This window comes from Halomonas sp. 3H (assembly GCF_024206005.1).
Taxonomy (GTDB): domain Bacteria; phylum Pseudomonadota; class Gammaproteobacteria; order Pseudomonadales; family Halomonadaceae; genus Halomonas; species Halomonas campaniensis.
In genome coordinates this window covers 432,806-449,195 of record NZ_CP100360.1, presented here as the reverse complement: position 1 = coordinate 449,195, position 16,390 = coordinate 432,806, and the positions used below count along the sequence as shown (strand labels likewise).

General features: G+C 69.0%; 17 protein-coding genes. 8 read left to right on the top strand and 9 right to left on the bottom strand.

The features are described from left to right. Window position 1: 1 nt before the first annotated feature. From ispC to rpsB, 7 genes are all read right to left on the bottom strand, one after another. A complete protein-coding gene (gene ispC / locus NFC98_RS02250) occupies window positions 2–1,210 on the bottom strand; it encodes a 1-deoxy-D-xylulose-5-phosphate reductoisomerase (protein WP_254276557.1) in 1,209 nt (402 codons plus the stop codon). Between the two features lies 1 nt (window position 1,211). Then, a complete protein-coding gene (locus NFC98_RS02245) occupies window positions 1,212–2,012 on the bottom strand; it encodes a phosphatidate cytidylyltransferase (RefSeq protein ID WP_254276556.1) in 801 nt (266 codons plus the stop codon). After that, entirely contained in the window at window positions 2,005–2,790 is a 786-nt protein-coding gene (gene uppS / locus NFC98_RS02240; RefSeq protein ID WP_254276555.1) for a polyprenyl diphosphate synthase, read from the bottom strand. Before uppS ends, NFC98_RS02245 begins: the two co-directional genes overlap by 8 nt. A gap of 62 nt (window positions 2,791–2,852) precedes the next feature. Then, window positions 2,853–3,410, bottom strand: a complete 558-nt coding sequence (gene frr / locus NFC98_RS02235) for a ribosome recycling factor (protein WP_183330714.1) — start codon at window positions 3,408–3,410, stop codon at window positions 2,853–2,855. Window positions 3,411–3,414: 4 nt separating this feature from the next. Continuing rightward, entirely contained in the window at window positions 3,415–4,197 is a 783-nt protein-coding gene (gene pyrH / locus NFC98_RS02230) for a UMP kinase (protein WP_246385923.1), read from the bottom strand. 112 nt (window positions 4,198–4,309) lie between these two features. After that, entirely contained in the window at window positions 4,310–5,179 is an 870-nt protein-coding gene (gene tsf, locus NFC98_RS02225; RefSeq protein ID WP_254276554.1) for a translation elongation factor Ts, read from the bottom strand. Between the two features lie 166 nt (window positions 5,180–5,345). Beyond that, the gene (gene rpsB / locus NFC98_RS02220; protein WP_183330712.1) at window positions 5,346–6,086 is read right to left on the bottom strand and encodes a 30S ribosomal protein S2; all 741 of its coding nucleotides are present in this window, start codon (window positions 6,084–6,086) and stop codon (window positions 5,346–5,348) included. Between the two features lie 324 nt (window positions 6,087–6,410). Between rpsB and map the strand changes: the two genes are divergently transcribed. The 7 genes from map to NFC98_RS02185 all read left to right on the top strand — a co-directional run bounded on the left by map (window position 6,411) and on the right by NFC98_RS02185 (window position 14,335). Then, window positions 6,411–7,202, top strand: a complete 792-nt coding sequence (gene map / locus NFC98_RS02215) for a type I methionyl aminopeptidase (protein ID WP_254276553.1) — start codon at window positions 6,411–6,413, stop codon at window positions 7,200–7,202. Window positions 7,203–7,207: 5 nt separating this feature from the next. Then, on the top strand, window positions 7,208–9,889 hold the full coding sequence (locus NFC98_RS02210; protein WP_254276552.1) for a [protein-PII] uridylyltransferase: 2,682 nt from the start codon (window positions 7,208–7,210) through the stop codon (window positions 9,887–9,889). 265 nt (window positions 9,890–10,154) lie between these two features. Continuing rightward, entirely contained in the window at window positions 10,155–11,354 is a 1,200-nt protein-coding gene (gene dapC / locus NFC98_RS02205) for a succinyldiaminopimelate transaminase (RefSeq protein WP_254276551.1), read from the top strand. Further along, window positions 11,354–11,698, top strand: coding sequence for a Spx/MgsR family RNA polymerase-binding regulatory protein (locus NFC98_RS02200; protein WP_254276550.1), 345 nt, complete (start codon window positions 11,354–11,356; stop codon window positions 11,696–11,698). Before dapC ends, NFC98_RS02200 begins: the two co-directional genes overlap by 1 nt. A 43-nt stretch (window positions 11,699–11,741) precedes the next feature. Beyond that, window positions 11,742–12,767: a 2,3,4,5-tetrahydropyridine-2,6-dicarboxylate N-succinyltransferase gene (gene dapD / locus NFC98_RS02195; RefSeq protein WP_183330707.1), complete on the top strand. Its 1,026-nt coding sequence runs from the start codon at window positions 11,742–11,744 to the stop codon at window positions 12,765–12,767. Beyond that, entirely contained in the window at window positions 12,754–13,926 is a 1,173-nt protein-coding gene (dapE, locus tag NFC98_RS02190; protein WP_254276549.1) for a succinyl-diaminopimelate desuccinylase, read from the top strand. Before dapD ends, dapE begins: the two co-directional genes overlap by 14 nt. 7 nt (window positions 13,927–13,933) lie before the next feature. Then, a complete protein-coding gene (locus NFC98_RS02185) occupies window positions 13,934–14,335 on the top strand; it encodes a hypothetical protein (protein ID WP_254276548.1) in 402 nt (133 codons plus the stop codon). Between the two features lie 110 nt (window positions 14,336–14,445). Here NFC98_RS02185 and NFC98_RS17965 read toward each other — a convergent pair whose 3' ends face one another. Continuing rightward, window positions 14,446–14,910 carry a cold-shock protein gene (locus tag NFC98_RS17965; protein WP_281379243.1) on the bottom strand — a complete coding sequence of 155 codons (465 nt, stop codon included), beginning with the start codon at window positions 14,908–14,910 and terminating at the stop codon, window positions 14,446–14,448. Window positions 14,911–15,005: 95 nt separating this feature from the next. Between NFC98_RS17965 and NFC98_RS02175 the strand changes: the two genes are divergently transcribed. Next, window positions 15,006–15,251 (top strand): SlyX family protein, encoded by a 246-nt coding sequence (locus NFC98_RS02175; protein ID WP_254276547.1) that lies wholly within the window; start codon window positions 15,006–15,008, stop codon window positions 15,249–15,251. A 184-nt stretch (window positions 15,252–15,435) separates the two neighbouring features. On the opposite strand, the gene trxB is transcribed toward NFC98_RS02175, so the two are convergent. Beyond that, window positions 15,436–16,386, bottom strand: a complete 951-nt coding sequence (gene trxB, locus NFC98_RS02170; RefSeq protein WP_254276546.1) for a thioredoxin-disulfide reductase — start codon at window positions 16,384–16,386, stop codon at window positions 15,436–15,438. Between the last annotated feature and the right edge of the window lie 4 nt (window positions 16,387–16,390).

Here is a 16,390-nt window from a genome sequence, read left to right as displayed (position 1 = left end):
CTCAGCGCCGCGCCAGCCACTCACGGGCGGCGTGGCGGGCCCGGGCATCGGCCTCCAGGATGGTCTCGAGGTCATCGGCGGCCTCCACCGGCCGGCTGTCACGCACTCGCTCCACCAGGTCGCCGATGCCGGTGAAGCCGAGCTGGCCGGCAAGGAAGGCCTCCACGGCCACCTCGTTGGCGGCGTTCAGCACCGCCGGTGCCGTGCCGCCCGCCGCCATGGCCTCCCTGGCCAGGCGCAGGCAGGGGAAGGCCACCTCATCGGGCGCCTCGAAGTCGAGCCGCGCGATCCGGAAGAGGTCGAGGGGCTCGACCCCCGCGGCGATGCGCTCGGGCCAGGCCAGGCCATAGGCGATGGGCGTGCGCATGTCGGGATTGCCCAGCTGGGCGATCACCGACCCGTCGCTGTAGGCCGCCATGGAGTGAATCACGCTCTGGGGGTGAACCACCACCTGCACCTGGTCGGGGTGGGCATCGAACAGCCAGCACGCCTCGATCAGCTCCAGCCCCTTGTTCATCAGGGTGGCGCTGTCCACCGAGATCTTGCGGCCCATGGACCAGTTGGGGTGGGCGCAGGCCTGCTCCGGCGTCACCCGGGCGAGCCGATCCGCGCTCCAGCCCCGGAAGGGGCCGCCGGAGGCGGTCAGCAGCAGCCGGGTCACGCCGTGGCGGCCAAGCCCGCCGCGATGCTCCACGGGTAGACACTGGTAGATGGCATTGTGTTCGGAATCGATGGGCAGCAGGATCGTGCCACTGCGCTTCACCGCTTCCATGAACAGCGCCCCGGACATCACCAGGGCCTCCTTGTTGGCCAGCATCACCCGCTTGCCGGCCCGCACCGCGGCGAGCGTGGGCAGCAGCCCGGCGGCACCGACGATCGCCGCCATCACCGCATCGACCTCGGGGGCCTCGGCCACCTCGACCAGCGCCTCGGGCCCGGCCCCCACCTCGGTGGCCAGCCCGGCCTCGGCCAGCCGCTCGCGCAGCCAGGCCGCGTCGGCCTCACGGTCGAGCACCGCCACCGCGGGCCGATGGCGGCGGCACAGCGCGAGGAGCGCCTCGCGGGAACGGTGGGCGGTCAGCGCGTGGACCCGGTAGCGCTCGGGATGGCGGGCGATGACGTCCAGGGTGCTGGTGCCGATGGAACCGGTGGCCCCCAGCACCGTGACGGCCTGGCAGGCGGGCGCCGGGGCCTCGCGGGAAGCGACCATGCTAGAGCACCCCGAGGGCGATCAGGGCGAAGAGCGGCAGCGCCGCGGTCAGGCTGTCGATGCGGTCCAGCACGCCGCCATGGCCGGGCAGCAGCGCGCTGGAATCCTTGATGCCGCGGTAGCGCTTGAGCATGCTCTCGAGCAGGTCGCCCAGCACCGAAACCAGGGTCACCACCAGGGTCGCCAGCACCAGCAACAGGCCGCCTGACGTCCCCAGCCCCTGCCAGGTGGCGAACAGCACGGCCAGCAGGGCGGTGGCGACCAGCCCCCCGGCCACGCCCTCCCAGCTCTTGCCGGGGCTCACCCTCGGCGCCAGCTTGCGCCGGCCGAAGGCGCGGCCGGCGAAATAGGCACCGATGTCGGCACACCACACCAGCAGCAGCACGAAGAGCAGCCAGACGGCACCGGTGTCGCGCAGCACGACGAGGCCCACCCAGGCGGGCAGCAGCACCCAAAGGCCCATGGCCAGGCGGCGGGAGGGCGACTGCCACTGGCGCCCCCGCGCCGGGTAGTGGACCACCCAGTAGAGGTTGGCCAGCCAGCCGATGGCCCCCAGCCACAGCGGCCAGGCGGCCAGGGCCGCCCCGCTGAGCCACAGCATGAGCATGGTCAGGGCCAGCACACCCACCAGCAGCAGGCGGTGGTCGCGCCGGCGGATGCCGGCCAGGTTGGTCCATTCCCAGCCGGCCAGCAGCACGATGGCCGCAGTGAAGAGCGCGAAGGCACCCCCCGACAGGCCGAACAGGCCGGCCAGCATCAGCGGGGCCAGCCAGGCCGCGGTGATAATCCGCTGTCTAAGCACCTTGCGCCTCGATCTGTTCGTCGGTCATGCCGAAGCGGCGCTGCCGGCGCTGGAAGTCGGCCAGCGCCTGGTCGAACGCCTCGGCATCGAAGTCGGGCCACAGCCGTGGCGTGAAGTGGAGCTCGGCATAGGCCAGCTCCCAGAGGATGAAGTTGGAGATGCGCTGCTCGCCGCTGGTGCGGATGCACAGGTCAACCGGGGCCACGCCGGCCAGGCAGAGCTGTCCCGCCAGGGCCTGCTCGTCGATCGCCGAGGGCGCCAGCTCCCCCGCGGCGACCCGCTCGGCCAGCCGCCGGGCGGCCCGGGCGATGTCCCATTGCCCGCCGTAGTTGGCGGCGATCACCAGGTGCAGGCGGGTGTTGCGACGGGTCTTCTCCTCGGCCCGGGCGATATGCTTCTGGATCGAGTCCGAGAAGGCCGAGGTATCGCCGATCACCGAGAGGCGGATGCCATTGGCGTGGAGCTTGTTCACCTCCCGCTTGAGCGCCAGCAGGAAGAGCTCCATCAGCGCGCTCACCTCGGCACGGGGGCGCTTCCAGTTCTCGCTGGAGAAGGCGAACAGGGTCAGGGTCTCGATGCCGCGCTCGGCGGCACGGCGGATGGTGGCCCGCACCGCCTCGACGCCGGCATGGTGGCCGCGCACGCCCGACAACCCCCGGGCACGCGCCCAGCGGTTGTTGCCATCCATGATGATCGCCACGTGGCGTGGCAGCGCGCCCCCCGGGGTGGCGGCGGTGCCGTCCGTGGCGCCGGGGTCAGGAGATTGCGGTGACGTCATGGTGTCTCGCATGGGGGAGTGTGCCGGGGCATGCCCCGCCGATGCGGCGGGGCGCGCCATCCTCAGACCTGCATCAGGTCGTGTTCCTTGGATTCCAGCGCCTTGTCGATCTCGGCAATGTACTTGTCGGTCAGCTTCTGGATCGCGTCCTCGCCCTGGTGCTGCTCGTCCTCGGTGATCTCCTTCTCCTTGAGCAGTGCCTTGATGTCGCCGTTGGCGTCGCGGCGCACGTTGCGCACCGCCACCCGGGCGTGCTCGGCCTCGGCGCGGGCCTGCTTGATGTAGCCCTTGCGCGTCTCCTCGGTGAGCATCGGCATCGGCACGCGGATGTTGTTGCCGGCGGTCGAGGGGTTCAGGCCAAGGTCCGAGGTCATGATGGCCTTCTCGATCTTGGGCACCATGTTCTGCTCCCAGGGCACCACGGAGAGCGTGCGCGCATCCTCGGTGTTGATGTTCGCCACCTGGTTCAGCGGGACCTGGCTGCCGTAGTAGTCCACGGTCACCGAGTCCAGGATGCTGGAGTGGGCGCGCCCGGTACGGATCTTGTTGAAGTTGCCATGAAGGGCCTCGAGGCTCTTCTTCATGCGGGCTTCCGCATCCTTCTTGATGTCATTGATCACGTTATCAACCTCTGTCTATCAGCGTGCCTTCCTCGCCGCCCACCACCAGGTTGAGCAGGGCGCCCGGCTTGTTCATGTTGAAGACGCGGACCGGCATGTCATGGTCCCGCACCAGGCAGATGGCGGTCAAATCCATGACGCCCAGCTTCTGGTCCAGGGCATCGTCATAGCTGAGCTGGTCGTACTTGACCGCGTCGCTGTGCTTGACCGGGTCCTTGTCGTAGACCCCGTCCACCTTGGTGGCCTTGACCACCACGTCGGCATCGATCTCGATGCCGCGCAGGCAGGCCGCCGAGTCGGTGGTGAAGAAGGGGTTGCCGGTGCCGGCCGAGAACAATACCACGTCACCGGAGGTGAGGTAGCGGATGGCCGTCCGGCGGTCATAGTGCTCCACCACGCCACTCATGGGAATCGCCGACATCACCCGCGAGCGAATGTTGGAGCGCTCCAGGGCATCGCGCATGGCCAGGGCGTTCATCACCGTGGCCAGCATGCCCATGTGGTCGCCGGTGACCCGATCCATGCCGGCCTCGTGCAGGGCGGCCCCGCGGAACAGGTTGCCCCCGCCGACCACGATGCCGACCTGGACGCCGATGCCGACCAGCTGGCCGATCTCCAGCGCCAGGCGATCCAGCACCTTCGGGTCGATGCCGAACTCGGCATCGCCGGTCAGCGCCTCGCCGGAGAGCTTGAGCAGGATCCGCTTGTACTTCGACTTCTCCGTGCGGGGCTTGTCGGCCCTGGCGGGGCGCTCGAGCGGCAGATCGGCATGGTCGGATGTGGGCATGGCATCTCTCCTGGGGCGTCAGCAGTGGGCACAGCGGTGGCCGGAGGCACCGGCCGGATACGCGAAGGCGTGCGCGGGTGCGCACGCCATCGTTTTTCGGGAACGTCTGACCTCAGCTACGCTTGGCCTGTTCCATCACTTCCTTGGCGAAGTCGACCTCTTCCTTCTCGATGCCCTCGCCCACCTCGAAGCGGGTGAAGCCGAGGACCTCGCCGCCGGCGGCCTTGACGAACTCGGCCACGGACTGGTCCGGGTTCTTGACGAAGGGCTGCTCGGTCAGGCTGTTCTCGGCCAGGTACTTCTTCAGGCGGCCCTGGACCATCTTCTCGGCGATGTTCTCGGGCTTGCCGGCCATGTCGGGCTGGGCGAGGATGATGTCCTTCTCCTTGTCCAGCTGCTCCTGGGGCATGTCCTCGGGGCGGGCCACGGCCGGGTTGATGGCCGCGACGTGCATGGCGACGTCCTTGGCCACCTCGGCGTTGCCGCCCTTGAGCACGGTCAGCACACCGATGCGGCCGCCGTGGACGTACTCGCCCACCAGGCCACCCTCGGCGGCCTCGACGACGACGCTGCGACGCACGCCGATGTTCTCGCCAATCTTCTGGACCAGCTGCTCGCGGGCCACCTCGAGGTCACCGGCCATGACGGCCGCCACGTCCTCGCTCTTGGCGGCGAAGAAGGCGTCGGCGATCTTGTCGGCGAAGGCCTTGAAGTTGTCGTCGCGGGCGACGAAGTCGGTCTCGGAGTTGATCTCGACCATCACGCCGTAGCTGCCGTCCTCGGCCACGCGAGTGACGACGGTGCCTTCGGCGGCGGTGCGGCCGGCCTTCTTGGCGGCCTTGAGGCCGGAGCTCTTGCGCAGGTTCTCGATGGCGACGTCGATGTCACCGCCGGCCTCGGTGAGGGCCTTCTTGCACTCCATCATGCCGAGCCCGGTACGCTCGCGAAGTTCCTTGACCTGGGAGGCGCTGATAGCTGCCATGGGGTTCACCTCTGAATGACTCGTGAAGTGGGATCCGGACCCTCGCTGGGAGAGTCCGGCGAATTCGGAGAAGAAAGGGGGCCGCGGCCCCCTTTGGTCCGACCGGCTGCCGTGGCGCCGACCGCTGCAACAGCGGCCAGCGTGGCGCCGGCCGGACGGGCCGCGATCACTCGGCGGCGGCGTCGCTCTGGGTCTCTTCGGTGACCTCGACGAACTCGTCGGGACGACCTTCCTTCGCACGGGCACAGGCGTCGGCGATGGCCTTGACGTAGATCTGGATGGCGCGGATGGAGTCATCGTTGCCGGGGATCACGTAGTCGACGCCGTCCGGGTCGGAGTTGGTATCCACCACGCCGATGACCGGGATGCCCAGCTTGTTCGCCTCGTTGATGGCGATGCGCTCGTGGTCGACGTCGATCACGAACAGCGCGTCGGGCAGACCACCCATCTCCTTGATGCCACCCACGGACCGCTCGAGCTTGGCCTGCTCGCGGGTCGCCATCAGCACTTCCTTCTTGGTCAGCTTCTCGAAGGTGCCGTCCTGGTGCATGGCCTCGAGCTCACCGAGGCGCTTGATGGAGACGCGGATGGTCTTGTAGTTGGTCAGCATGCCGCCCAGCCAGCGGTGGTTGACGAACGGCTGACCGACGCGGGTGGCCTCTTCCTTGATGATCTTGCTCGCGCTGCGCTTGGTGCCGACGAACATGATCTTGTTGTTGGCCGCCGCCATCTTCTCGACCACGTCGATCGCCTCGTTGAGGGCCGGCAGGGTGTGCTCGAGGTTGATGATGTGGATCTTGTTGCGGGCGCCGAAGATGAACTTGCTCATCTTCGGGTTCCAGTACTTGGTCTGGTGACCGAAGTGAGCGCCTGCCTTCAGCAGGTCACGCATGTTGACGTGTGCCATGGATGACTCCTGGAAAATCGGGTTAGGCCTCCACGCACCCCATGGATCCGACCGCCGGGTCATCGAAAGATGACCACGACAGCACCCGGGACCATGTGCCGGTGCATGTGTGTTTTCAAGGCGTTGCTTTGCGTTGCGCCATTGCAGTCGCCCCTCTCCGACACGGCGGGACAGCTCGGCTGGCCGGCGTGGCTGACACGGAGGGTTCAGCGATTGCAGGAAGGCGCGCAGCTTTATACCATGGATCGACCCCGAGATGAAGTCGCCCGCTCCTGTCCACGCCTGTCGACGCCTGGGCGACCCCACCCCAGAATCCGAGATTCCATGAACGTACCCATCAAGACGCCCGACGAGATCGAGAAGATGCGTGAGGCGGGCCGTCAGGCCGCCAGCGTGCTGGAGATGATCACCCCCCATGTTACGGCCGGCGTCAGCACCGGCAGGCTCGACCGGCTCTGCCACGACTACATCGTCGACGAGCTGGGGTCCACCCCGGCCCCCCTCGACTACCACGGCTTCCCCAAGTCGATCTGCACCTCCATCAACCACGTGGTCTGCCACGGCATTCCCGATGACGCCAAGAAGCTCAGGCACGGCGACATCATGAACATCGACATCACCGTGAAGACCGCCGACGGCTACCACGGCGACTCGAGCGTGATGTTCGTGATCGGCGAGAGCATCCAGGGCGAACGCCTGTGCCGGGTCACCCAGGAGTGTCTCTACCGCAGCATCGCCCTGGTCCGCCCCGGGGCCCGCCTCTCCGAGCTGGCCCGGGCCATCCAGTCCCACGCCGAGGAGAACGGCTACTCGGTGGTGCGCGACTTCTGCGGCCACGGCATCGGCGCCACCTTCCACGAGGAGCCGCAGATCCTCCACTACGACGGCTATGCCCCCGAGGCGGACATCGAGCTCGCCGCCGGCATGTGCTTCACCATCGAGCCGATGATCAACGTCGGCGGCTACAAGACCAAGGTGCTGCGCGACGGCTGGACCGCGGTGACGCGCGACAAGAGCCTGTCGGCCCAGTGGGAGCACACCCTGCTGGTCACCGAGACCGGCGTCGAGGTACTGACCGCGAGGGGCGACGAAGACCTCTCCTTCCTCGAGCGCTGAGCGCCATGCTGCTCCACCACTACCGTTTCGCCCCGGACGCGTCGCTGTTCGATGTCGACCGCTTCCGCGGCGAACTGACCGGCAGCCGCTCGCCCATCGCCCCCTTCAAGGCGGCCCTGCGCGAGATCCAGTCCCGGCTCGACGAGCGCTTCCGAGCCGGCGCCGACATCCGCGACCTGGTCCACGGCCGCGCCTGGTGCCTCGACCGGCTGCTGACGGTGGCCTGGGAGCAGCACGAGTGGCCCGACAACGGCGTGGCGCTGCTGGCGGTGGGCGGCTACGGTCGCGGCGAGCTTCACCCCCACTCGGACGTGGACCTGCTGCTGCTGCTCGAGGGGGATGATGATGAACCCTACCGGGAAGCCCTGACCGCCTTTATCACCTTCCTGTGGGACATCGGCCTGGAGATCGGCCACAGCGTCAGGTCGCTCGCCGACTGCGAGCGCGAGGCCGCCGCGGACGTCACGGTGATCACCAACCTGCTGGAGAGCCGCACCATCGCCGGCCCCGAACGGCTGCGCGAGGCGATGCAGGCGCGCCTGGCCACCGACCGCCTGTGGCCCGCCGACCGCTTCTTCGAGGCCAAGTGGCAGGAGCAGATCAGCCGCCACCACCGCCACAACAACTCCGAGTACCACCTGGAGCCCAACATCAAGAGCTCCCCCGGGGGACTGCGCGACATCCAGATGATCGGCTGGGTGGCCAAGCGCCACTTCGGCAGCGAGCGCTACGAGGACCTAGTCGCCACCGGCTTCATGAACGATCCCGAGCTGCGCATCCTCAGCCAGGGTCAGGCCTTCCTGTGGCAAGTCCGCTACGCCCTGCACATGCTGACCGGCCGGGCCGAGGATCGCCTGCTGTTCGACCACCAGCGCACCATCGCCGAGCTGTTCGGCTTCCGCGACACTCCCGAGCGCCTGGCCGTCGAGCAGTTCATGAAGCGCTACTACCGCCACGTGACGGCCCTGGCCGGCCTCAACGACATGCTGCTGCAGCACTTCGACGAGGCGATCCTCCACGCCGGCGAGGCGCTGGAGACGGTGCCGATCAACGACCGCTTCGAGATCAAGGGCGGCTACATCCAGGCTCGCTCGCGCAGCGTGTTCCGCGACCGCCCTGCGGCGCTGCTCGAGCTCTTCCTGCTGATGGCCGAGCACCCCGAGATCGAGGGGGTACGCGCCGACACCATCCGCCTGATCCGCGACCATCGCCACCTGATCGACGACCTCTATCGCGACGACGTCCGCCACCAGAGCCTGTTCATGGCGCTGCTGCGCTCCGGCGGCAACGTGGCGCGCCAGCTCAGGCGCATGAACCGCTACGGGGTGCTCGGCAAGTACCTGCCGGAGTTCGGCCGCGCGGTGGGCCTGATGCAGCACGACCTCTTCCATATCTACACGGTGGACGCCCATACCCTGCGGCTGCTGAAGTTCATCCACGGCTTCCGCAAGCCCGAGGCCCGCGACGAGTTCCCGGTGGCCGCCAACCTGATCCACCAGCTGCCCAAGCTGGAACTGTTGTGGATCGCCGGGCTCTACCACGACATCGGCAAGGGCCGCGGCGGCGACCACTCCACGATCGGCGCCCGCGACGTGGAGGGCTTCGCCGAGCGCCACGGCCTCTCGCCCCGCGATACCCGCCTGGTGAGCTGGCTGGTGGAGCACCACCTGACCATGTCGATGATCGCCCAGAAGCGCGACATCACCGATCCCGACGTGATCGCCGACTTCGCCCGCCTGGTCGGCGACGAGACACGCCTCGACTACCTCTACGTGCTGACCGTGGCCGACATCAACGCCACCAACCCGACGCTGTGGAACGGCTGGCGCGCCTCGCTGCTGCGCCAGCTGCACGGCGAGACCAAGCGCGCCCTGCGCCGCGGCCTGGAGAACCCCCTGGAGCGCGACGACTGGGTGCAGGAGACCCGCGGCGAGGCGCTGTCGCTGCTGGCGGCGGTCGGCGCCGACATGGCGCGGGTGGAACGCCTGTGGGAGTCCCTCGGCGAGGAGTACTTCCTGCAGTATGCGCCCAGCGAGATCGCCTGGCAGACCCAAGGCATCCTCGCCCATGGCGATTCGCAGCTGCCGCTGATCCTGATCAGCGCACCGGCCGAGGACATGGCCGAGGGCGGCACCAAGGTCTTCATCCACACCCGCTCGGTGGATGACCTCTTCGCCGCCACCGCCGCGGCCCTCGACCAGCTCGGGCTCTCCATCCACGACGCCCGCATCGCCACCTCCAGCAACGACTGGACGCTCAACACCTTCATCGTGCTGGACGACCAGGGCCAGGCGATCCGCGACCCGGCCCGCCTCGAGGAGATCCACGCCCACCTGGTGGAGGAGCTCGACGACCCGGACGACTACCCCCAGATCGTTACCCGCCACACCCCGCGCCAGCTGCGCCACTTCAAGGTCCCCACCGAGGTCATCATCGAGCAGGACCCGGCCAACGAGCGCACCCTGCTCGAGCTGATCGCCCCCGACCGCCCCGGCCTGCTCGCCCGGGTGGGGCGCATCTTCATGGAGCAGGACATCGCCCTCTCCGCGGCCAAGATCGCCACCCTCGGCGAGAAGGTGGAGGACGTCTTCTTCATCACCGACAAGGCCGGCCGGCCCCTCACCGACCCCGATCGCCAGGCGCGCCTGCGCGAGCGGCTGGTGGAGGTGCTGGATGTCTCCGGCTGAGGTCATAAGCCACGTGAGGCACTCGGGGCTGATCCGTCGACAGGTCTGCGAGGAGGCGCTGTGAATACTTCCCTGTACGCTACCGACGCCATCCCTGGCGTAGGACCTCCTCTTCGACCTGTCCCCGGCGCCCCTCCTGCATGGGCTCGCGTTTGAGGCCTTCCCCGGCCTTCCCTATAATCGAGCCCCTTCCGACCACGTCGCTCGACAACGACTCACATAACGACGCCCGAGGCCACGGCCGGCGAGGCGCGCCTGGACACCCATGAACCCCGATCTCGACGCCCTCAAGCCCTACCCCTTCGAGAAGCTCGCCGCCCTCAAGGCCGGCGTGACGCCCCCCGAGGGGCTGGCCCACGTGCCGCTGACCATCGGCGAGCCCCAGCACGCCCCCTACCCGGCCGCGCTGGCCACCCTGGTCGACCACCAGGCCGAGTTCGCCCGCTACCCGGCCACCGCCGGGCTTCCCGAGCTGCGCGCCGCCATCGCCGGCTGGGCGACCCGGCGCTTCGGCCTCGAGGGGCTCGACCCCGACCGCCAGGTGCTGCCGGTGAACGGCACCCGGGAGGCGATCTTCGCCTTCGTCCAGGCGGCGCTGGACCGCACGCGCCCCGCGCGGGTGGCGGTACCCAACCCCTTCTACCAGATCTACGAGGGCGCCACCCTGCTGGCCGGCGGCGAGCCCCTCTACCTGGACTGCAGCGCCGGGAACGGCTTTCGCCCCGACTTCGACGCCGTGCCCGCCGAGACCTGGCGCGAGGTGCAGATCGTCTTCCTCTGCTCGCCGGGCAACCCTACCGGCGCGGTGACACCCCTGGCCGAGTTCGAGAAGCTGATCGCGCTGGCCGACGAGCATGACTTCCTCATCGCCTCGGACGAGTGCTACTCGGAGCTCTACCTGGACGAGGCCACCCCACCACCGGGGCTGCTTCAGGCTTGCGCGGCGCTCGGCCGCCACGACTACCGTCGCTGCCTGGTGTTCCATTCGCTCTCCAAGCGCTCCAACCTGCCGGGGCTACGCTCCGGCTTCGTGGCCGGCGACGCCGAGCTGATCGCCCCCTTCAGGCGCTATCGCACCTACCACGGCTGCGCCATGGCCCTGCCGGTGCAGCACGCCTCGATCGCTGCCTGGAGCGACGAGGCCCACGTGCGCGCCAACCGCGACGCCTACCGCGAGAAGTTCGCCGCGGTCACCGAGATCCTCGCCCCGGTAATGGACTTCCCCGTGCCGGAGGCGAGCTTCTACCTTTGGCCGGCGGTGCCCGGCGGCGACGACGAGGCCTTCACCCGGGCGCTCTACGCCGAGGAGCACGTCAGCGTGCTGCCGGGCAGCTACATGGGCCGGGTGGGCGCCGGCGGCGTGAACCCCGGCGCCGGGCGGCTGCGCCTGGCGCTGGTCGCCGAGGTCGAGGCCACGGTGGAAGCGGCACGGCGCATCCGACGTTTCATCGAGAGGAGCCAGTGATGCTGACCCTGTACGTGATCAAGAACTGCGACACCTGCCGAAAGGCGCGCAAGGCGCTGGACGGCAAGGGCATCCCCTACCAGGTCCACGACCTGCGCGAGGATGGCCTCTCGGCCCCGCTGCTCGAGCATATCCTCCACCGCGTCCCGCTGGTGGAGGCACTCAACAAGCGCAGCACCACCTGGCGCAACCTCCCCGAGGAGGAGAAGCAGGAGGTGGATGCCAACAGGGCCCGGGAACTGCTGCTCGCCCACCCCACCCTGCTCAAGCGCCCGCTGCTCGAGATCGATGACGAGATCCGCGTGGGCTACCGCGACGGCGACTACGACGACCTTCAGGGCTGACGCCACGGCGTGGCCCACGACCCCACACGACGAGGACACCCCCATGCTGAGCTTTGCACTCGGAATCGGCACCCAGAACACCCAGGGCGACTGGCTGGAGATCTACTACCCGGCGCCCCTGCTCTCCCCCGACGCCAGCCTGACCGAGGCGGCGGCCAGGGTGCTGGATGCCCCGGCGGGCAATGCCGCCGTCAGCTTCCTGCCCGAGCAGTGCGGCGACCTGGCGGCCGCCCTGCGCGAGGCCGGCCACCCGCAGCAGGCCGAGCTGGCCGAGTCGCTGGCGGCCAGCCAGCGCCCGCTGGTGGCCATGTTCCTGGCCGATGACAGCGCCCCGCAGTCGGCCCCGGAGGTCTACCTCAAGCTGCACCTGCTCTCCCACCGGCTGGTCAGGCCCCACGGCCTGGACCTCACCGGCATGTTCGGCCTGCTGCGCAACGTGGCCTGGACCAGCGAGGGCGCCATCGACATCGAGGAGCTGCCGGCTCGCCGCCTGAAGGCCCGCCTGGCCGGCCGTCCCCTCTCGGTGGACTGCGTCGACAAGTTCCCCAAGATGACCGACTACGTGGTGCCCGGCGGCGTGCGCATCGCCGACACCGCCCGGGTGCGCCTGGGCGCCTACCTGGGCGAAGGCACCACCGTGATGCATGAGGGCTTCGTCAACTTCAACGCCGGCACCGAGGGCCCCGGCATGATCGAGGGCCGCATCTCCGCCGGCGTGATGGTCGGCAAGGGCTCGGACCTGGGCGGTGGCTGCTCCACCATGGGCACCCTCTCCGGCGGCGGCAACATCGTCATCAAGGTGGGCGAGGGCTGCCTGATCGGCGCCAACGCCGGTATCGGCATCCCGCTGGGCGACCGCTGCACCGTGGAGGCCGGCCTCTACCTCACCGCCGGCGCCAAGGTCACCCTGCTCGACGACCAGGGCCAGGAGGTCCGCACCGTGGCCGCCCGGGAGCTGGCCGGCCAGGATGACCTGCTGCTGCGTCGCAACTCCCAGAACGGCCGCATCGAGTGCCTGACCAACAAGAGCGCCATCGCGCTCAACGAGGCACTGCATGCCCACAACTGATCCGGCCGGCCTCTCCCCCACCCTGCAGCTCGCCTTCGAGCTGCTCCGGCGTCCCTCGGTGACGCCGGACGACCTGGGCTGCCAGGCCCTGATGATCGAGCGCCTCGCGGCGCTCGGCTTCCAGGTCGAACGCCTGCCCTTCGGCGACGTGGAGAACTTCTGGGCCACCCGCGGCCACCACGGCCCGCTGCTGGCCTTCGCCGGCCACACCGACGTGGTGCCCAGCGGCCCCCACACCCGCTGGGACTTCCCGCCCTTCGAGCCCTGCATCGACGATGAGGGCATGCTCCGGGGTCGCGGCGCCGCCGACATGAAGGGCAGCCTGGCGGCGATGATCACCGCCGTGGAGCGCTTCGTGGCGGCCCACCCGGACCACCACGGCCAGATCGGCTTCCTGATCACCTCCGACGAGGAGGGCCCCGCGGTGGACGGCACCCGCGCGGTGGTCGAGCACCTGCGCGAGCGCCACGAGCGCCTCGACTACTGCATCGTCGGCGAGCCCTCCTCCACGGCCCGGCTGGGCGACGTGATCAAGAACGGGCGGCGCGGCTCGCTCGGCGGCGTGCTGCACATCAGGGGGGTGCAGGGCCACGTGGCCTACCCCCACCTGGCGCGCAACCCCATCCACCAGGCGATGCCCGCCCTGGATGCCCTGACCCGGGAGCACTGGGACGCCGGCAACGCCTTCTTCCCGGCCACCAGCTTCCAGGTCTCCAATATCCGCGCCGGCACCGGCGCCACCAACGTGATCCCCGGCGAGGTGGAGGTGGTGTTCAACTTCCGCTTCTCCACCGAGGTGACCCACGAGCAGCTGAGGCAGCGCACCGAGGCGATCCTCGACGCCCATGGCCTCGAGTACCACCTGGACTGGACCCTCAACGGCGAGCCCTTCCTCACCGCCGAGGGCGAGCTGGTGGAGGCCGCCGTCACCGGCGTGGAGCAGGTCACCGGGCACCGGCCGGAGCTGTCGACCTCGGGGGGGACGTCAGACGGTCGCTTCATCGCCACCCTGGGCAGCCAGGTCGTGGAACTGGGGCCCCTCAACGCCACCATCCATCAGGTCAACGAGCGCATCCGTGCCGACGACCTGGACGTGCTGAGCCGGGTCTACGAGGCGATCCTCACCCACCTGTTCGCCAACGGCAGCGCCCGACCCTGAGGCCCCCATGACACCCGAGAGCCCAACGACCTACCCCGATATCGAGATCTACCTGGCCAAGGCCCCCCTGGAGGCGCTGAGCGAGTGGCTCACCGCCGCCATCGGCGCCGAGCCCCTGGCGCCCGCCGGCAAGGGCAAGTGGCGCACCCGCGGCCGCCTGGAGGAGCAGGAGATCCCGGTGCTGCTGGTCGAGAAGGCCGCCGACGGCTTTGCCAGCCTGTGGTTCGACAGCCCCGCGACGCCCTGGGAGAGCGACCAGGCCTGCGCCCGCGCCGCCGCCACGAAGCTTGGCTGCGAGGTGCGCTGCTCGCTGGGCGGCTGGCAGCCCGGCGACGACCCGGACCGCTTCCTGCGCGTCCTCCCCGACGGCAGCGAGGCCGAGATTCACTGGCCCGACTCGGGGCACTGAGCGGTCATTCCGCGACTGCAGGCCCCACAACGACAGCGCCCCGCACGATGGCGGGGCGCTACGCATGTTGATGAGCGAGAAGCTGCCGAGCGATGGCCCGGCGCTTCGATTCAAGTGATTACGGTGACGTCGTCGGCCTGAAGCCCGCGCTCATTCTCGATGACGTGATAGCGCACCTTCTGCCCCTCGGCCAGGGTGCGATGCCCCCGGCCGCGGATGGCGCGGAAGTGCACGAAGACATCCTCGCCGCTGTCACGGGTGATGAAGCCATAGCCCTTGTTGACGTTGAACCACTTCACCTCGCCGATCTCGCGATCGTCGTTCTCCACCTCGGCCAGGTTGACCAGCTGCGGGGTGAGCACGTTGACCGCCAGGGTGGCGACCAGCAACAGCAGGAAGACCGCCAGCGCCGCGGCCACGTAGACCACGGCGATGCCGCCGATCTCGAGGCTCTCGAAAAGCGCCTCCGACAGGGCGCCACCCGCCAGGTGGATGAACAGGGCAATCAGCAACGGAGCCGGTGCGGCGAGCAGCAGGCTGACCAGACTACAGCGAAACACGACCTTTCGATTCATGGACTCGAGTGACTCTCTTGTTGGGGTGAAAGGAAGGAATGGAACATCATGAAGGTGCCACGATGAACGGCGACACACAGCGTGCAGATTCTAGCATGAGCGCGGAACAGGCGTCCGCCGACCTGGCGACGCGGTTGGAGGCCCTGGAGAGCCGACTCGCCTACCAGGAGCACTGGCTGGACACCCTGGACGAGGCCGTCGCCACCCAGGAGCGGCGACTCGCCCGGCTGGAGCGGATCAACGACCTGATGCAGGAGAAGATTCGCGAGCAGCAGCGCGCGCTGCAGGAGGGAGAGGCGACGGCGCCAGGGCCCGCGGACGAGGTGCCGCCGCACTATTGACTCAGGCTTCAAGGGGCAAGGGGCAAGCGGCGCCGGGGACAGGCCTGGAGGGGGTCCTACGCCAGGGATGGCGTCGGTAGCGCCCAGGGAAGGGTTCACAGCGCCCCCGTACAGGCCTGTCGCCGGAAAAGTCGCGACCTCATGCCATCAAGGCAGCTACTCCGCGGCTCGGCGCTTGGCGCTTTTACAGCTCGTCCAGGTAGCGCTCGGCGTCCAGGGCCGCCATGCAGCCGCTGCCGGCGGAGGTGATGGCCTGGCGGTAGACATGGTCCATGACGTCGCCGGCGGCGAACACGCCCGGCACGCTGGTGGCGGTGGCATTGCCGTCGAGGCCGGACTTCACCCGGATGTAGCCCCCGCTCATCTCCAGCTGCCCCTCGAAGATGCCGGTGTTGGGGCTGTGGCCGATGGCGATGAACACGCCCGGCGCGGCCAGCTCCTTGCTCTCCCCGGTCTCGGTGGACCTGAGCCGCACCCCGGTCACCCCGGTGTTGTCGCCCAGCACCTCATCCAGGGTGTGGTTCCACTCCAGCACCACGTTGCCGTTCTCGGCCTTCTCGAACAGCTTGTCCTGGAGGATCTTCTCGGCGCGCAGGCTGTCCCGGCGGTGCACCAGGGTCACCTTCGAGGCGATGTTGGAGAGGTAGAGCGCCTCCTCCACGGCGGTATTGCCGCCGCCCACTACCACCACCTCCTGGTTGCGGTAGAAGAAGCCGTCGCAGGTGGCGCAGGCCGAGACCCCCTGGCCCATGAACTTCTGCTCCGATTCCAGCCCCAGATAGCGGGCGCTGGCGCCGGTGGCGATGATCAGCGCATCACAGGTGTAGGTGCCGTTGTCGCCCTTGAGGGTGAAGGGCCGCTCGCGCAGCTCCACCTCGTGGATATGGTCGAAGAGCACCTCGGTATCGAAGCGCTCGGCGTGGCGCTTCATGCGCTCCATCAGCTCCGGCCCCTGCACGCCGGCATCGTCCCCCGGCCAGTTGTCCACGTCGGTGGTGGTGGTCAGCTGACCGCCCGCCTGCATCCCGGTGATCAGCAGCGGCTTCAGGTTGGCACGGGCCGCATAGACGGCGGCGGTGTAACCGGCCGGGCCGGAACCGAGGATGATCAGGCGTTCGTGACGCGCGTCGCTCATGGAA

Coding starts and splice junctions, on each gene's coding strand:
- trxB (WP_254276546.1), bottom strand. CDS start 16,386: ATGAGCGACGCGCGTCACGAACGCCTGATCATCCTCGGTTCCGGCCCG.
- dapC (WP_254276551.1), top strand. CDS start 10,155: ATGAACCCCGATCTCGACGCCCTCAAGCCCTACCCCTTCGAGAAGCTC.
- pyrH (WP_246385923.1), bottom strand. CDS start 4,197: ATGCCCACATCCGACCATGCCGATCTGCCGCTCGAGCGCCCCGCCAGG.
- rpsB (WP_183330712.1), bottom strand. CDS start 6,086: ATGGCACACGTCAACATGCGTGACCTGCTGAAGGCAGGCGCTCACTTC.
- NFC98_RS02185 (WP_254276548.1), top strand. CDS start 13,934: ATGACACCCGAGAGCCCAACGACCTACCCCGATATCGAGATCTACCTG.
- NFC98_RS02200 (WP_254276550.1), top strand. CDS start 11,354: ATGCTGACCCTGTACGTGATCAAGAACTGCGACACCTGCCGAAAGGCG.
- dapD (WP_183330707.1), top strand. CDS start 11,742: ATGCTGAGCTTTGCACTCGGAATCGGCACCCAGAACACCCAGGGCGAC.
- dapE (WP_254276549.1), top strand. CDS start 12,754: ATGCCCACAACTGATCCGGCCGGCCTCTCCCCCACCCTGCAGCTCGCC.
- tsf (WP_254276554.1), bottom strand. CDS start 5,179: ATGGCAGCTATCAGCGCCTCCCAGGTCAAGGAACTTCGCGAGCGTACC.
- ispC (WP_254276557.1), bottom strand. CDS start 1,210: ATGGTCGCTTCCCGCGAGGCCCCGGCGCCCGCCTGCCAGGCCGTCACG.
- map (WP_254276553.1), top strand. CDS start 6,411: ATGAACGTACCCATCAAGACGCCCGACGAGATCGAGAAGATGCGTGAG.
- NFC98_RS02210 (WP_254276552.1), top strand. CDS start 7,208: ATGCTGCTCCACCACTACCGTTTCGCCCCGGACGCGTCGCTGTTCGAT.
- NFC98_RS17965 (WP_281379243.1), bottom strand. CDS start 14,910: ATGAATCGAAAGGTCGTGTTTCGCTGTAGTCTGGTCAGCCTGCTGCTC.
- NFC98_RS02175 (WP_254276547.1), top strand. CDS start 15,006: ATGAGCGCGGAACAGGCGTCCGCCGACCTGGCGACGCGGTTGGAGGCC.
- uppS (WP_254276555.1), bottom strand. CDS start 2,790: ATGACGTCACCGCAATCTCCTGACCCCGGCGCCACGGACGGCACCGCC.